At 57.7% G+C, this 14,924-nt stretch carries 10 protein-coding genes and 1 other annotated feature; of the genes, 4 read left to right on the top strand and 6 right to left on the bottom strand.

Features of this window, described 5'->3' with window-relative positions; all coding sequences use genetic code 11:
• Positions 1–38: 38 nt before the first annotated feature.
• Both RMR21_RS05010 and aspS read right to left on the bottom strand, forming a co-directional pair.
• On the bottom strand, positions 39–1,520 hold the full coding sequence (locus RMR21_RS05010; protein WP_498669610.1) for a SulP family inorganic anion transporter: 1,482 nt from the start codon (positions 1,518–1,520) through the stop codon (positions 39–41).
• 88 nt (positions 1,521–1,608) lie between these two features.
• Positions 1,609–1,664: a sequence feature (sul1 is cis-regulatory element that is thought to sense ions involved in sulfur or methionine metabolism; They are found in Alphaproteobacteria), on the bottom strand.
• Between the two features lie 152 nt (positions 1,665–1,816).
• A complete protein-coding gene (gene aspS / locus RMR21_RS05005) occupies positions 1,817–3,607 on the bottom strand; it encodes an aspartate--tRNA ligase (RefSeq protein WP_498669609.1) in 1,791 nt (596 codons plus the stop codon).
• 203 nt (positions 3,608–3,810) lie between these two features.
• On the opposite strand from aspS, the gene RMR21_RS05000 reads away from it, so the two are divergent.
• The 4 genes from RMR21_RS05000 (at position 3,811) to RMR21_RS04985 (ending at position 9,059) form a co-directional block, all read left to right on the top strand.
• Positions 3,811–5,058 (top strand): MFS transporter, encoded by a 1,248-nt coding sequence (locus RMR21_RS05000; RefSeq protein ID WP_498669608.1) that lies wholly within the window; start codon positions 3,811–3,813, stop codon positions 5,056–5,058.
• A 117-nt stretch (positions 5,059–5,175) separates the two neighbouring features.
• The gene (gene rnd, locus RMR21_RS04995; RefSeq protein ID WP_498669607.1) at positions 5,176–6,354 is read left to right on the top strand and encodes a ribonuclease D; all 1,179 of its coding nucleotides are present in this window, start codon (positions 5,176–5,178) and stop codon (positions 6,352–6,354) included.
• A gap of 207 nt (positions 6,355–6,561) precedes the next feature.
• Positions 6,562–7,587 (top strand): adenylate/guanylate cyclase domain-containing protein, encoded by a 1,026-nt coding sequence (locus RMR21_RS04990; protein WP_498669606.1) that lies wholly within the window; start codon positions 6,562–6,564, stop codon positions 7,585–7,587.
• Between the two features lie 110 nt (positions 7,588–7,697).
• Complete coding sequence (locus RMR21_RS04985) at positions 7,698–9,059, top strand: esterase-like activity of phytase family protein (protein WP_498669605.1); 1,362 nt, start codon at positions 7,698–7,700, stop codon at positions 9,057–9,059.
• 51 nt (positions 9,060–9,110) lie between these two features.
• On the opposite strand, the gene ppx is transcribed toward RMR21_RS04985, so the two are convergent.
• From ppx to RMR21_RS04965, 4 genes are all read right to left on the bottom strand, one after another.
• On the bottom strand, positions 9,111–10,631 hold the full coding sequence (gene ppx / locus RMR21_RS04980; protein WP_498669604.1) for an exopolyphosphatase: 1,521 nt from the start codon (positions 10,629–10,631) through the stop codon (positions 9,111–9,113).
• Positions 10,628–12,829 carry an RNA degradosome polyphosphate kinase gene (locus tag RMR21_RS04975; protein ID WP_498669603.1) on the bottom strand — a complete coding sequence of 734 codons (2,202 nt, stop codon included), beginning with the start codon at positions 12,827–12,829 and terminating at the stop codon, positions 10,628–10,630. Before RMR21_RS04975 ends, ppx begins: the two co-directional genes overlap by 4 nt.
• A 159-nt stretch (positions 12,830–12,988) precedes the next feature.
• Positions 12,989–13,702 carry a DnaA regulatory inactivator HdaA gene (gene hdaA / locus RMR21_RS04970; RefSeq protein WP_498669602.1) on the bottom strand — a complete coding sequence of 238 codons (714 nt, stop codon included), beginning with the start codon at positions 13,700–13,702 and terminating at the stop codon, positions 12,989–12,991.
• A gap of 3 nt (positions 13,703–13,705) precedes the next feature.
• Positions 13,706–14,860: an AI-2E family transporter gene (locus RMR21_RS04965; protein WP_498669601.1), complete on the bottom strand. Its 1,155-nt coding sequence runs from the start codon at positions 14,858–14,860 to the stop codon at positions 13,706–13,708.
• Between the last annotated feature and the right edge of the window lie 64 nt (positions 14,861–14,924).

Raw genomic sequence — 14,924 nt, 5'->3', positions numbered from 1 at the left:
GCTCCGGGGCTTTCTTTTTTTCAATCGAGGTATTGTTGTTAATGCAGCGCCTGTGGTGCCGCATCCGGCTTGTCGTGCAGAGCGAAGCGGTCGATCATGTGGGCGCTTGCGTCATTGGCACCGATGACCTCAACCTGTTTGCCCGCCTTGCGGAATTTCAGAACGACCTTGTCAAGTGCGCCAACGGCGGAAATATCCCACAGATGCGCCTGGGTCACATCTATGACCACCCGCTCCACCGGCTCGGCAAAATCGAAGGCTGCGACGAAGCTCTCCGTCGAGGCAAAGAAAATCTGACCATCGACACGATAGACACGCTCGTTGTCATCCACACCTGTCGCGCTGCGAACATGGAACAGTTTTGCGACTTTGCCGGCAAAGAAAACGCCCGACAGCAACACACCCGCCAGAACACCCTGCGCCAGATCATGCGTCGCAAGCACGGTGCCGACCGTGACCAGCATGACGATGCTAGACGACGGCGGGTTGCGGCGAAGATCGAGGATCGAGCGCCATGAAAACGTGCCAATGGATACCATGATCATCACCGCGACCAATGCTGCCATGGGAATGATGCGAACCACATCATCCAGCACCAGAATGAGGAACAGCAGGAACGAACCCGCGACGAAGGTGGAAAGCCGCCCTCGCCCACCGGACGAAACGTTGATGACCGATTGACCGATCATGGCGCAACCGCCCATGCCGCCAATCAATGCCGACGCGATGTTGCCAGCGCCCTGCCCGATGCACTCCTGGCTCTTGTTGCTGGGCGTATCCGTCATGTCATCAACGATCTGCGCCGTCAGAAGCGATTCCAGCAGACCGACGGCAGCAAGCGCAACGGAATAAGGAAAGATGATCTGTAGCGTTTCCCACGTCAGCGGCAACTGCGGCAACGCGAAGATTGGCAGCGTGGACGGCAATTCGCCAAGATCGCCGACAAGGCGGATATCCATGCCGAAATACATGGACGCAATCGTCAGAACTGCAATTGCAACCAATGGAGATGGAATGGCGCGAGTCAGCAGCGGGAACAGGTAGATGATACCAAGTCCGGCAGCGATCATGACATAGGTCGCGACGGGCACACCGATCAGCTCCGGCAATTGCGCCATGAAGATGAGGATGGCCAGAGCGTTGACGAAACCCGTCATGACGGACCGCGACACAAACCGCATGACACGGCCAAGCTTCACGATACCGGCCAAAATCTGCAGCACGCCCATCAGGATGGTGGCTGCAAAGAGATATTGCAGGCCATGTTCCTTGACGAGCGTGACCATCAGAACGGCCGTTGCAGCCGTTGCCGCTGAGATCATACCCGGCCTGCCGCCCGTAAACGCCGAGACGCAGGCGATGGCAAAGGAGGCAAACAGTCCGACCTTGGGATCGACACCTGCGATGACGGAAAAGCCGATGGCTTCGGGAATGAGAGCGAGCGCCACGACGATACCGGAGAGAACGTCTCCGCGGATGTTCGAAAACCACTCACGTTTGTAAGTTTGAAATCTGTTCATGGGGATTTTTCGCAAATCTATGCGCACCGGCCCGGCATATCTGTTGAACAGCCTATGCAGCTAAACGAAAAGACGAAACGGTGCTTTGCGTTGTCTGGCGGATCGGCGGCCAGAAGAGCCACCCGGGTTTACACCGGGTCCGTGGTGAATGCGTTCTCTATAAAGATATAATGCTCCTGTCGCAAGGCAGAATGCCCAAGACGGCAGGATCGGCACAAAAGCAAAGGGCGGCAGCCGAAGCCACCGCCCTTTTCTGTATGAGTCTCGAGAGAGCACAATCGCTCAAGGCGACGTTCTCAATCCTTCTTCGGCGTAGGCACCACGCGTAGCGCCAGTTCGCGAAGTTGCGTTGGCGATGCTGGCGCTGGTGCGTTCATCAGAAGATCCTGCGCCTGCTGGTTCATCGGGAACAGCGTGATTTCACGCAGGTTCTTCGTGCCGGTCAGCAACATGACGACGCGGTCCACACCGGCTGCCATGCCGCCATGCGGAGGCGCGCCGTACTGGAAGGCACGGTAGAGGCCACCGAAGCGGTCTTCCACGTCCTGCTGGCTCAAGCCCACCTTCTCGAATGCCTTGACCATCAGTTCAGGCGACTGGTTACGAATGGAGCCGGAGGCGATCTCGTAACCGTTGCAGACCATGTCGTACTGGTAGGCCTTGATGGTCAGCGGGTCCTGATTCTCAAGCGCATCCATTCCGCCCTGCGGCATGGAGAACGGGTTGTGGGCGAAATCGATCTTTTTTTCTTCTTCGTTGTATTCGAAGAACGGGAAATCGACGATCCAGCACAGCTCGAAACGGTCGCGGTCAACGAGGTTCAGCTCCTCACCGGCGCGGGTGCGGGCTTCGCCTGCGAACTTGTAGAACTTGGCAGGATCACCAGCGACGAAGAAGGACGCATCGCCTGCTTCAAGACCCAGCTGAACGCGCAGCGCTTCGGTGCGCTCTTCGCCGATGTTCTTGGCCAGCGGGCCGGAGCCGACGACCTTGCCGTCTTCTTCCTTCCAGAAGATATAACCGAGGCCGGGCTGGCCCTGTCCCTGCGCCCATGCGTTCATGCGGTCGCAGAATGCTCTGCTGCCGCCGGTCTTGGCTGGAATTCCCCAGACTTCAACCTTCGGGTTGGATGCGATCATGCCCGCGAAGACCTTGAAGCCGGAACCGGCGAAATGGTCTGTGACGGCCTGCATTTCGATCGGGTTACGCAGGTCCGGCTTGTCGGAGCCGTAAGTGCGGAGCGCGTCGTCATAGGCGATGCGGCGGAACGTCTGCGTAACTGGCTTGCCTTCGGCAAACTGCTCGAACACGCCGCGAATGACCGGCTCCATGGTTTCCCAGACGTCTTCCTGCGTGACGAAGCTCATTTCCAGGTCGAGCTGGTAGAATTCGCCCGGCAGACGGTCCGCACGTGGGTCTTCATCACGGAAGCAAGGTGCGATCTGGAAGTAACGGTCGAAACCGGCCACCATGAGAAGCTGCTTGTACTGCTGCGGCGCCTGCGGCAGCGCGAAGAACTTGCCTTCGTGGATGCGGCTCGGCACGAGGAAGTCGCGTGCGCCTTCTGGTGAAGACGCCGTCAGAATCGGCGTGGAATATTCTGCAAAACCAATATCGCCCATGCGGCGGCGCATATCGGAGATGATCTGCGTGCGCTTGACGATGTTCTTGTGCAGGGTATCGCGGCGCAGGTCGAGGAAGCGGTACTTCAGGCGCACATCTTCAGGATAGTCAGGCTCGCCGAATACCGGCAGCGGCAGTTCCTTGGACGCGGCCAGCACTTCGATTTCCTGCGCGTAAAGCTCGATTTCGCCCGTTGCCATGGTCTTATTTGTGGTCTCGTCCGAACGGGCCTTGACCAGACCGTCGATGCGGATGACCCATTCGCCACGAACGACTTCCGCAGATTTGAACGCGGGGCTATCAGGGTCTGCGACCACCTGCGTGATGCCGTAATGGTCACGAAGGTCGATGAAGAGAACGCCGCCGTGATCTCGCACACGGTGAACCCAGCCAGAGAGGCGGACAGTCGCGCCAACGTCGGACTTGCGGAGAGCGGCACAGGTGTGGCTGCGGTAACGATGCATTTTGTTATCCTGAAACATAGCGGCGATCGCCAAGTGGATCGCGTATTCTAAATCGGGCGGAAAAGCGCATGACAGACCCGATTTGTCAAGGCGAAGCGCAATAATGTCCCGAATAGCGCCGCGTTTAAGCGTATTCGTTCAGCGAGAATCGGTTATCGATAGTCTCAGCTTCCAAAGCCCTCCAGACACGCGATGTATGCCGCATGAGCCAAATAAGACCCCTCATTCCACTGCTGCTGACGGCGGGTATTCTGATCGGCGGAAATGGCTTGCAAGGCACATTCATCGCACTTCGTGGATCGTCGGAAGGTTTTTCGGCCAGCACCATCGGCCTCATCAGCGCCGGTTATAGCCTGGGGTTTGCCGTAGGCTGCGTCAACGTCACGCGCCTGTTGCGAAAGATCGGCCACATCAGGGCCTTTTCCACCATGGCCGCCGTCGCGTCCGCAGCCTCCATCACGATGATCCTGATTACGGATCCGTTTTTCTGGTTTGCGATGCGCTTCGTCATCGGCATTGCGGTGGCGTGTCTGTTCGCCACCATCGAAAGCTGGATCAATGCACAGGTCACGAATTCCAACCGTGCGAAAACGCTGTCTATCTACCGTTTCGTTGATCTCGGTTCGGTGACGCTGGCGCAATACGTGATTCCGGCTGTCGGCATAGAGGGACCTGCGATCTTCTCGTTGATCGCCATGGCCCTGACGCTTTCGCTGGTCCCCATTTCGCTTGCCGACAAATCGAACCCGGCCCCTCCCAAACAGGTGCCGTTCGATCTCTTTGCCGTCTGGCGCATTTCGCCACTCGCGGTCATAGGCTGTATTGCCGTCGGCCTGAGCATGTCGGCCTTCCGCAACATCGGCCCGATCTATGCCGAACAGATCGGTATGTCTGTGACCTCGATTGCCACCTTCATGAGTGCTGGCATCATCGGCGGCGTGGTGTTGCAATATCCGCTGGGTGCCTATTCCGACCGGTACGACCGGCGCATCGTCATCGTCGCGACCACCGCCTGCTCCGTCGTGACGGGCCTGTTTCTGTCTTTCTTTGCTGGAACTGACGAGTTCAGAAACGTCATCGGCGTCTTTGTCTTCGGCGCTTTCGCGCTGCCGCTTTATTCGCTCAGCTCGGCGCACGGCAACGACCATGCCAAGGAGGGCGAGCACGCGATGATGTCGGCCGGGCTTTTGTTCTTCTGGTCGATGGGGGCAACGGTTGGCCCGCTCCTCGCTTCGCTTCTCATCGATCTTTTCGGCCCCAAGGCGCTGTTTGCCTATACGGCAGCCATCCAGGTCGTTTTCATGATCTACACCCTTTACCGCCTAACCGTGCGGGCGGCAGTGCCCGTGGAGGAACGCGACTGGCGCTTCCGCTCGCTCTTGCGCACGTCTGCCTATTTTACCAGGCTTGCCGCCCCACCTGCTTCGGAACGGGACAAAAAAGACGGATAGCCGTCTTCTCCACCCGATAAAGATGTGACAGAGAGCCAAGAAGAGCCGTGCCTGTATTGACACGGGCGCTTCAAAGGGAAAGTAAGTTTGATACTTTCCATGAGCGGCAAAAAGATAATGATTGAGACGACAACAGCACTCGCCGAAGCCTGCAAGGAACTGGCGAAATCCGATTTCATCACCATCGATACGGAATTTCTCCGCGAAACGACTTTCTGGCCTCAGCTTTGTCTCGTCCAAATGGCCAGCACGACGCTCGAAGTGCTGGTCGATCCTCTCGCGAAAGATCTCGATCTGACGCCGCTGTTCGAACTGATGGCAGATACCAGTGTCATCAAGGTTTTCCATGCCGCCCGCCAGGACATCGAAATCATCCATCATCTCGGCGGTCTCATCCCGCACCCGATCTTCGATACACAGGTCGCGGCGATGGTCTGCGGCTTCGGTGATTCCATTTCCTATGATCAGCTTGTCCAGCGCATCAAGAACGTGCAGATCGACAAATCGTCGCGCTTCACCGACTGGAGCCGCCGTCCGCTGACGGAAAAGCAGCTGGATTATGCGCTGGCCGATGTCACCCACCTGCGTGACGTCTATCTGGCACTGCAAGCGCAACTGGACCGTGAAGGCCGCTCTTCCTGGCTGAAGGAAGAAATGGACGTGCTCGAATCGGTGGAAACCTATGACATGCATCCCGACGATGCCTGGCTGCGGTTGAAATCGCGGCTTCGCAAGCCGACCGAGCTCGCAATTCTGAAATTCATCGCCGCCTGGCGTGAGCGCGAGGCGCGGTCGCGCAACGTGCCGCGCTCGCGCGTGTTGAAAGACGATGCCATCTTCGAAATCGCGCAGCAGCAGCCCAAGGACACGGAGGCCTTGTCACGGCTGCGCACCGTTCCAAAGGGTTGGGAGCGTTCGTCCTCCGGCGCTGCCATCATCGATACGGTCAATGCAGCGCTTGCTTTGCCGAAAGGCGACATGCCGCACCCGCCTCGTCAAAGCCATTCGCCGGAAGGTTCGGTGGCCGCTGTTGAACTCCTCAAGGTTTTGCTGAAGCTGACGGCCGACAAGCACGGCGTTGCGGCCAAAGTCATCGCCAACAGCGAAGACCTCGACAAGATCGCATCGGAAGGTGAAGAGGCGTCGGTACCGGCTCTTTCTGGCTGGCGTCGTGATTTGTTCGGCGAACCGGCGTTGAAACTGATTCGCGGCGAAGTGGCGCTTCGCTTTGCAGGCAAGAAGGTCGAAGCATTGGAACTGCCGCAACAGGGCTCATGTGCCAAAGCTGCCGACTGAACCTCCACAACAACAATATTGATCTTCATGGCTGATCGCGACGTGTAACCGATGCAACTCGGTCACAGCTTTCACCCATACACGCTACCTTACCAAAACATCACTTTTTGACCTTCAGTTTCCACAATATGGTCGCAACCGTCGGGAATGAGATGCCCGGCCCGATATAGTCGCAGACCAGCCGTAACGTCCAAGCAAAGAGCCTTCATGAGAAAACTTCTAGCGATGCTGGACTATGTGATGCTGTTTCTGGCGGTGGCCGGAAGCGGTGTGGCATATGCATTTTTAGAATATGGCGGTGGCGCATTGATCGGGGCGACCTACGCCTTGTTCTCCTGCGCGCCAATTCTGGCCTTCGAGCGCGGCTATATCATGCCAGGCCTGTCACGCAGAATCAGCATGCTGCCGACACCCGCTTATATTCTCTCTGCGTTTTCGGCCTATGCCGTTTTGGTGTTCTGCGGCTTCGGTTTCGGCGGCACGATTTTGTGGGCGACCGGCGTGTTGCCGGTGACATGGCAAAAAGCCGTCCATGCGGAAATGCAGTCGCTTTTGTTCATCCTGTGCGTCTGCGCCATTATCGTTTTCGTGATGCGTGTCCGTGAACTCCTGGGTCGGGATATTTTTATCGACCTCATTCTCGGACGATACCGCCGTCCGGTCAGCGAAGAACGCGTTTTCCTGTTCGTTGATCTCGTGGGATCGACGTCCTTTGCCGAAATGCACGGCGATTTGCGCGCGCAGGAGTATCTCGGCGAATTGTTCTCGGTTTACGCTGGCCCCGTCAGACGACACGGCGGCGTCATCGATGACTATATCGGCGATGCCGCCATCATCACCTGGCCGTACCACATGGCGATCCGGCGTGCCGCCTGCATCAACTGCGTTTTCGATATTCTCAAAACCATAGAAGACGGCCGCGCCGATTGGCTGTTGCGGTTTGGGGCGGTCCCGAAACTGCGTTTCGCCATTCATGGCGGGCCTGTCATCACCGCTGAAATCGGTGTCGACCACCACAAGATTACCTATTTCGGCGACACGGTGAACACGACGGCGCGGCTGGAGTCGTTGAGCAAGATGCTGGGGCATCCCGTCCTCATATCATCCGATCTCGCGCATCAGCTGCTTTTGCCAAAAGGTGTGAAAAGCGAGTATCTGGGTGAGCATGCCGTGAAGGGCCGTGGGCAGACATTGGGCGTCTGCGCGCTTAGCCGTCTGGCTGTCATGAGCTAACGCTTATGTTTTCGATCAGCGTCATCAAATCTTCAACAACGCATCAACCAGCTGTCATGAAGCTTGCCTAACGGTCCCTGCATTGCAGATGCAAACCCAAAGGTAATTCCATGAAAAAGACCCTCCTCGCCTCGGTTGCCCTTCTGGCACTCGGCACCATCTCCGCCTTTGCAGCGGAAAAGGAGTTTCCAGCAAAGCTCGTGTCGCAGGCCGTGTTGCCCGCAAACACGATCATCCCGGCGCCATCGGATGCGTCCCAGCATCTGAAGACGTCCGCAAAATTCACGACGCCGGATCGGAAGCGCGCAGAAGGGCTGGGAACGGTTCCCGGCAAGGACGGTGTTCGCACCACGGGATTGTCGATGCCGTTCGACGGACAGGCCATGCAGGGCTTTTCCGGCATCAAGACGATGAGCGACGGCACGTTCTGGAGCCTGTCGGACAACGGCTTCGGCTCCAAGACCAACTCCAGCGATTCCATGCTGATGCTGCATCACCTGAAGCTTGACTGGGATGCCGGTAAGGTCAACGCACTCGAAACGGTGTTCCTGTCCGATCCGGACAAGAAGGCACCCTTTCCGATCGTCATGGAAGGCTCCGACAAGCGCTATCTCACCGGCGCGGATTTCGACGTGGAATCCATCCAGCCAACGGAAGATGGCTTCTGGGTCGGCGAAGAATTCGGCCCATACATTCTGAAATTCACCCGCGACGGCAAACTGACGGATGTGATCGCAACAAAGGCTGGCGATATCGAAGTCAAATCGCCCGATCATCCAACCCTGTCGCTGCCCGGCAATCCAACGCAGAAACTCCCAGCCTTCAACCTGAAGCGCTCGGGTGGTTTCGAAGGCATGGCGATGTCCAAGGACGGCAGCAAGATTTACGGCCTTCTCGAAGGTCCGCTCTATAATGCGGAAGGTCAGGTCGAAAAGACCGAAGACGGCAAAACCGGGCTCCGGATCATCGAACTCGATGTCGCATCCAAAAGCTGGACGGGCCGCACTTGGCTTTATCCGCTGGCAGAAGGCGGCGAAGCGATTGGCGACTTCAACATGCTGGATGACAGCACGGCGCTGGTGATCGAGCGTGACAATGGCGCGGGCACCAGCGACAAGGCCTGTGCGGACGCCAAGAAGCCTGAGGCCAATTGCTTTGCCGTTCCAGCCAAATTGAAGCGCATCTACAAGATCGAATTCAATGATGCGACTGTCGGCAAGGCAGCGCGCAAGATTGGCTACATCGACCTGATGAAGATTGCCGATCCCGACAAGAAGGCCATGCAGGGCAATGAGAACGGCACCTACACAATGCCGTTCGTCACCATCGAAAATGTCGATCGCGTCGATGCCACGCACATCATCGTCGGCAACGACAACAACCTTCCCTTCTCGGCGGGCCGGGCGTTGGACAAGGCCGATGATAACGAGTTCGTTCTGCTTGAGGTAAAAGATTTGCTGGACGCCAAGTAACCAAGATTTGGGTAGCGCCTTCGACCGCTGTCGAAGGCGCTACTTGATCCGTCACTCGAACACGAAGGCCAGCTTCTTGCCCGTCAGCTTCGATAGCTGCTGCAAACGGCCTTCGAGGCGTTCACCGGCAAAGTCGTGATACTCATGCGGCACGACGAATTCGAGGTCGACATCGCTGCGTTCCGAACGACGGAACTTCAGGTGATCGACGACGCCGGGCATGGATGCCGAAAACAGATAGACCACGCGCAACAGACCGCCGAGCAGCTTGGCCAGTTCCTGCATTCTGTCACCGGCAATCGACGTCAGGTGCTGGGTCGTGCCGTTATCGTTCAATCCTTCGAAGCGATAATAATTCGCCAGAGCGATATAGGCGCGACCCGGATGCGTGATGGCGATGAAGGACGAGTGGGCAATGATGTTGAGCGCCTGCAAACCGCGATAATCCGGGTGCGCGCGCCAGCTGATATCGGCCAACAGGCAGGCTGCCTGGCGATAGCGCGTTTCATCTTCTGTTTCCGTAATGCCGAACACCGGCACGGTCCGCCCGCTCCAATCGGCAAGCTCGCGCGCATGTTCGGGTGAGCGGGCGCGAAGAATGGCCAGTTCGTCAGCCACCACCAGCAAGGGATCGGCCTTCTGCTCGGCTTCCGGCAGCAGCGAATAGAGATAGCCTTCGCGAACGCCTTGTGCGGAGAATGCGATCTTGGAGGGCTTCATCACCTCAAGCACTTCACGCATGGCGACAGCGCCGAAAGGCAGCAATGTCCGACGGTTCTTGGAAACCGCCTGCCATGCCGGGTCCTTGCTGTCCTTGGAAGCGATCACCTCATCGAGGAAACTCAGCATATCGGCCAGCGGCATCTCGTAGCCCTGCATCATGTGCAGCGAATAACCGGTGATTTCCATATGCAGTTTGGCGATGTTTCGCCACGTGCCGCCAACGGCGTAGAACGTCCGCCCTTCGCCCTTAGAAAGCAGCTTGGCGGTCTTGACCTGTTTTTTCGTAAAAATTGTGGCCTTCTCGATGGAGCCACCGGAATGTTCGGACAGTCGCAGGCCACCCAAAGGCAAGGTAATTCCTTCGCCGCAGGTTTTGCCCTTGATGTCGATCAGTTCCAGCGAGCCACCGCCAAGATCACCGGCGATACCATCGGCATCGTGGAAGCCGCTGATGACGCCGTAAGCGGAATAGAGCGCTTCCTTCTCACCGGAGAGAACCTCGATCTCGCACCCGAGAATGGCTTCCGCATCACGGATGAAATCGGGACCGTTGCTCGCCTCGCGCGCGGCAGCGGTCGCCAGCACATAAAGCTTTTGCGCCTGCGCCTGCTGCGACAATGCATGGAAACGACGTAATGCGGCAAGCGCACGCGTTACGCCTTCCTCATCCATTCGACCGGTCAGAGCCAAGCCCTTACCAAGCCCGCACAGGACTTTTTCATTGAAAAGCACCGCAGGGGCGCGCGAAAGACCTTCATATACAACGAGACGAACGGAGTTCGAGCCAATATCTATGACGGAAACGGGGGCTAAGCCAGCAAGCCGCCCCTGTGCTTCTGATCGTGTCATTCAGCCTGTTTCTTGCGGGATGATATCAGCCCGGCTATCAATTTGGGCGCACTGGACTTCAAGGCTTCACCGCGTCCCGAAAGGCTTGGGTTGGTCATGAAGTAGTGCTGCGCGTTGAACGGTTCCTCGCCTTTGCGCACCTCGATGCGCCTCGACGTTCCGTCCGGCAGTATCTCGTAGCTCTGCTGGTTGTCAATGAGATTGCCCAGCATGATTTGCGAAAGCACCTGTTCATGCACCGTTGGGTTGACCAAGGGGACCATGGTTTCCACACGTCGATCCAGATTGCGCGGCATCATATCGGCAGATCCGATATAGACCAGCGCCTTGTCGGACGGCAGGCCGTAACCATTGCCGAAGCAGAAGATACGGCTATGCTCCAGGAAGCGGCCAACAATGGATTTGACGCGGATGTTGTCGGACAGGCCCGGTACCTGTGGCCGCAGGCAGCAAATGCCACGGATGACCAGATCGATTTCCACACCCGCAGCACTTGCATGATACAGCGCATCGATGATCTCGGGATCAACCAGCGAATTCATCTTCATCCAGATGGCCGCTGGCGCACCGTTTCTGGCGTGTTCCGCTTCATCATTGATGTGCTTGAGAATGCGCGAGCGCATCGTATAGGGCGAAACAGCCAGCTTCATCCCCTCTTCGGGCTCGCCGTAGCCGGTGATGAAGTTGAAGATGTTGGCCATGTCATGGGCAATCTTCGGATTGCAGGTGAAGAAGGACAGATCGGTGTAGATCTTTGCCGTCACCGGATGGTAATTGCCGGTTCCAAGGTGGCAATAGGTGCGCAGCTTGCCATCTTCACGGCGCACTACCATCGACATCTTGGAGTGGGTCTTCAGCTCGATGAAGCCGAACACGACCTGAACGCCTGCGCGCTCAAGGTCACGGGCCCAACGAATATTCGCCTCTTCATCGAACCGCGCCTTCAGTTCCACCAGCGCAGTCACCGACTTGCCGGCATCGGCCGCGTCGATCAGGGCGCGCACGATCGGGCTGTCGTTGGACGTGCGGTACAAGGTCTGTTTGATGGCGAGAACGTTCGGGTCGCGGGCGGCCTGCAGCAGGAACTGAACCACCACATCGAAGCTCTCATAGGGGTGGTGAACCACCATGTCCTTCTCGCGGATCGCGGCAAGGCAATCGCCCGCATGCTCGCGCACACGCTCCGGAAAGCGGGCGTTGTAGGGCTCGAACTTCAGATCGTCACGCGGCGCTTTGGTCAGTTCGGAAACGGTGTTGAGCGCCAGAAGCCCAGGCAGGACCGCCACGCGGTTGTCTGGCACGTTGAGCTCATGGACCACGAACTGGCGCAGGGATGCGGGCATTTCGCTGTCGGTCTCGATGCGGATCACCGAGCCGCGACGGCGCCGCTTCAGGGCGCTTTCGAAGTAGCGCACCAGATCTTCCGCTTCTTCTTCAAGCTCGATATCGCTATCTCTGATAATGCGGAAGGTGCCGAGTCCACGCACGGTGTAACCGGGATAAAGCCGGTGGATGAACAGGCCGACGACATCCTCCAGCGTGATGTAGCGGACTGTCGTCTTGTCGTCCGGCAAGCGAATGAACCGGTCGAGCGCAGGCGGCAGGCGCAGAAGCGCCGTCATCGGCTCGCGGCCGTTCACGCTATCCAGCTGCAAACCCATGGAAAAGCCGAGGTTCGGAATGAAGGGGAACGGATGCGCGGGATCGATAGACAGCGGCGTCAAAACCGGGAAGATCAGTTCCTCGAATTCGTTCTCCAGCCAGACGCGGTCCTCATCGGACAGCGACGCCGGGCGAACGATATAGATGTCTTCCTTGGCGAGGTATTGCTGCAGCACCGCAAGCGAAGCCTGCTGCTCCATCTGGAGATTGTCGATTTCCTTGAGGATGTCTTCAAGCTGTTCGGCCGGCGTCTTACCATCCGGCGTACGCACGGTCACATTCTGGCGAACCTGGCCTTCGAGACCGGCCACGCGGACCATGAAGAATTCATCGAGGTTGGCGGCGGATATCGACAGAAAGCGCAGACGCTCCAGCAGAGGATGGGCGGTGTTCAGCGTCTCCTCGAGAACGCGGCGGTTGAATTGCAGCCACGAAAACTCCCGGTTGATGAAACGCTCCGGGCTGTCCCACAGGTTCTTCTCCTCCGGTGTCACTTTACCGTTTTCGTCGAGATTATCCTGCAACACCGAATCCATCGAATTTTCCGCCCTTCATCTCCGGTTCGGCAGGAACACCCATGGGGTCGTGCCGCTCCGGTTGCTTGTTTCAAATATCCCAGCGACTTGAAATCGCTCCGCACTTTCGGTCAGATACCCCATTGCCCGTATAACAGTTTGACGACGGAACTGTGACAGTCAATCCTCTTCGGGGGCGCCGCCAAGCTCCGTCAGCACCTCTGCCGCCATGGCCCGACTGATGCGCGTGCCTCTCGACAGGCCCAAACGGTCCAGTCTTTCGACGATCGTCTGCGCTGCATTGAGAGAGCGCTCCATACGCGCCACGATATAGCTGACAAGTTTGTCATCCATATAAAGCTGACGGTCGGCGAACAGCTTCATCAGAACTTGCGCCAGCAAATCCTCGTCCGGCTCGCCAATTTCCACCACCGTTGCCGCCTTGAGGCGCGACCGCAGATCCGGCAATGTCACCGGCCATGCAGCGGGCCACTCACGCGAGGTTATCAGCAGCGAGGTACCGTTCTCGCGTACGCTGTTGATCACATGGAACAGCTCCGTGTCATCAAAACCGTTTCTGTCTGCATCTTCGAACAGAACCGGGGTATTTTCCGCAGCACGTGCGGCTGATGTACCCGGCTCGGGCCTGATATCCACAGCACCGCTGGTCTGTTTCCAAATGCTGGCAAGGTGCGATTTTCCGGAACCCTGTGGCCCGACGAGAATAACGACCGGCGACGACCAGCGCGGCCATTCATCCACGATGGTGACGGCCGCATTCAAAGGTGCGGCTACCAGCAAATCATCGCGGCCAGTCGCTGCCTTGTGAGAAAACGCCAAAGGAAGCTGCTCGGCTTTCGACCTGCTGGCTGTGGGTTTATGGTTATCGCTCATCTTTCAGCTCTGGGAATCGATCCGCTTGGGCGGCAGCGCCTGCACCGGCCCCTCTTCGGCATCCCAGGGCAAATTGGCGGCACGGCCATGGTAGAGATCGCTCTCAAGATAACGAGACAACGCAAAGCGAACGAGCACACCGACCGCAGCCGCCGCTGGTACTGCGACCAGAAGGCCGACGAACCCGAACAGAACGCCAAATGCAAACAAGGCAAACATCAGCCAGACGGGGTGAAGGCCAACGCTGCTACCGACAAGCTTCGGCTGCAGAATGTTGCCTTCGATGAACTGACCGGAAAAGAAAACGGCCAGCACAAGAATGACGTTGACGTAATCCGGCAGGAACTGGACCAGCGCCACACCAACCGCCAGCACAAGGCCGATCATGGAGCCGACATAGGGGATGAAGCTGATTGCGCCAGCAAAAAAGCCAATCAAGAGGCCAAAATTCAATCCGACCAGCGAGAGGCCCACGGCATAATAGACGCCGAGAATGAGGCACAGCGAGCCCTGACCTCGAATGAAGCCCGCAATCGTGCTGTCCATATCGCGCGCGATCTGGCGCACCGTGGCGACGTGATCACGGGGGATCCAGCTATCGACTTTTTCGATCATCCGGTCCCAGTCCAGCAAGAGGTAGAATGCCACGACGGGTGTCACCACCAGAAGCGAGATCACATCCACCAGCGATTTGCCGGAGTTCCAGATTTGCGTCAGGAGCGTACCGATGAAGCCGGCACCTTCTGTCAGCAATTTCGAGAAGTTTTCCTTGACGGTGTCGATCTGCGCACTGACCCAACCCGGCAGCAGATTGGTGTCGGCACCGGCGATCAACTGCTGCAAGGACGAGATATATTGCGGAATGCGGGAGATGAATTCCGACGCCTGCGCGACAATCAACGGTATGATGATAATGAGCGACAGCGCAAACAGCAGCACGAAGGACACGAGGATCATGACGCTCGCCATCATCCGGCTCAAACCACGCCGTTCCAGCCAGTCTGCGATGGGGTCAAGGAAATAGGCGAGCGCCATGCCTGCTACGAAAGGCAAAAGAATGGAGCTGAAAACCATCAGGAACACGACAAAAACCACGAAGGCACCCAGCCAGAAAAAGGCCTGGCGTCTCAGATTCATACCTCTGATATGTGGTTGCATCGTCTGCTCCTTTAAGCGCCCATACGCGTAACGCTTTGATTAGGAAATAGGATGCGTGGGCAGG

Origin of the sequence: Agrobacterium sp. rho-8.1, assembly GCF_033957725.1 — a bacterium.
Lineage (GTDB): Bacteria > Pseudomonadota > Alphaproteobacteria > Rhizobiales > Rhizobiaceae > Agrobacterium.
Note: the sequence above shows the minus strand (reverse complement) of the source record. Positions and strands in the feature narration are given on the sequence as shown.

Bases quoted from the DNA above. Each gene is read 5' to 3' on its own strand.
- RMR21_RS05010 (WP_498669610.1), bottom strand. From the start codon at position 1,520: ATGAACAGATTTCAAACTTACAAACGTGAGTGGTTTTCGAACATCCGC.
- aspS (WP_498669609.1), bottom strand. From the start codon at position 3,607: ATGCATCGTTACCGCAGCCACACCTGTGCCGCTCTCCGCAAGTCCGAC.
- RMR21_RS05000 (WP_498669608.1), top strand. From the start codon at position 3,811: ATGAGCCAAATAAGACCCCTCATTCCACTGCTGCTGACGGCGGGTATT.
- rnd (WP_498669607.1), top strand. From the start codon at position 5,176: ATGATTGAGACGACAACAGCACTCGCCGAAGCCTGCAAGGAACTGGCG.
- RMR21_RS04990 (WP_498669606.1), top strand. From the start codon at position 6,562: ATGAGAAAACTTCTAGCGATGCTGGACTATGTGATGCTGTTTCTGGCG.
- RMR21_RS04985 (WP_498669605.1), top strand. From the start codon at position 7,698: ATGAAAAAGACCCTCCTCGCCTCGGTTGCCCTTCTGGCACTCGGCACC.
- ppx (WP_498669604.1), bottom strand. From the start codon at position 10,631: ATGACACGATCAGAAGCACAGGGGCGGCTTGCTGGCTTAGCCCCCGTT.
- RMR21_RS04975 (WP_498669603.1), bottom strand. From the start codon at position 12,829: ATGGATTCGGTGTTGCAGGATAATCTCGACGAAAACGGTAAAGTGACA.
- hdaA (WP_498669602.1), bottom strand. From the start codon at position 13,702: ATGAGCGATAACCATAAACCCACAGCCAGCAGGTCGAAAGCCGAGCAG.
- RMR21_RS04965 (WP_498669601.1), bottom strand. From the start codon at position 14,860: ATGCAACCACATATCAGAGGTATGAATCTGAGACGCCAGGCCTTTTTC.